The organism is Pseudomonas meliae, from assembly GCF_001400515.1.
In the GTDB taxonomy this organism is placed as follows: domain Bacteria; phylum Pseudomonadota; class Gammaproteobacteria; order Pseudomonadales; family Pseudomonadaceae; genus Aquipseudomonas; species Aquipseudomonas amygdali.
In genome coordinates this window covers 1-729 of sequence record NZ_LJQT01000212.1, presented here as the reverse complement: position 1 = coordinate 729, position 729 = coordinate 1, and the positions used below count along the sequence as shown (strand labels likewise).

Genomic DNA, 729 nt, shown 5'->3' with positions numbered 1-729 from the left:
ATCGCCGTTGATGACGGATTTTTACGAATGGTAGACCTTTTTCAACAGCCTGAGCAGGTCCTGACGTTCCTGGTTATCCAGCGCCGAAGTGGAATCGAGGTCACTGTCGGCGGCGATCTGTTTCAGTTCGCGCAGCAATGTCTCGCCGCTCTTGCTGAGGAAGATGCCATACGAGCGTTTGTCTGGCTTGCAGCGAACCCGCACGGCCAGTGCACGTTCTTCGAGCTTGTTCAGCAACGGTACGACCTGGGGCGGTTCGATAGCCAGCGCCTTGGCCAGGTCTGCCTGCATAAGGCCCGGGTTTTGCTCGATGATCGCCAGCGCCGAAAACTGCGCCGGACGCAGGTCGTGAGCGGAAAGACGTCCGATCAGGTTCTGGAACAGCTTGAGCTGTGCCCGGCGCATGGCATAACCGATCAGATCATCCAGCGCAGAATCCGTTGGCAAAGCTGCTTCGGCAACCTGTGCGGAGGCCTGGCAAATGTCGGCAATGTCGGATGGCTTGGCCATTGAAAGTGCAGTCCTTTTGATGGGGTGGGTCAATCAGCCGATCAGTTTGCCGAGGTTAGCGAACGATAGCTATGGGGTATACGTCACTGTGACCAGCCTGTGCAGGCAGAGTGCCGACTTTTGATTAATAAAAATAACAGTTAATTGACATAACTATATTTGCCGTTTAGCTTTGAGCTATCGTCAAGCCAAGAACAAGGTAGGCCCAGTGGGAGCGAA

Annotated in this window: 1 protein-coding gene; it reads right to left on the bottom strand. The window is 54.6% G+C overall.

Features of this window, described 5'->3' with window-relative positions; all coding sequences use genetic code 11:
• Positions 1-21: 21 nt before the first annotated feature.
• Positions 22-510: a MarR family winged helix-turn-helix transcriptional regulator gene (locus ALO64_RS09380; protein WP_002553453.1), complete on the bottom strand. Its 489-nt coding sequence runs from the start codon at positions 508-510 to the stop codon at positions 22-24.
• Positions 511-729: the final 219 nt, after the last annotated feature.

Excerpts from the sequence above, each read along its gene's own strand:
- ALO64_RS09380 (WP_002553453.1), bottom strand. The coding sequence starts at position 510 with ATGGCCAAGCCATCCGACATTGCCGACATTTGCCAGGCCTCCGCACAG.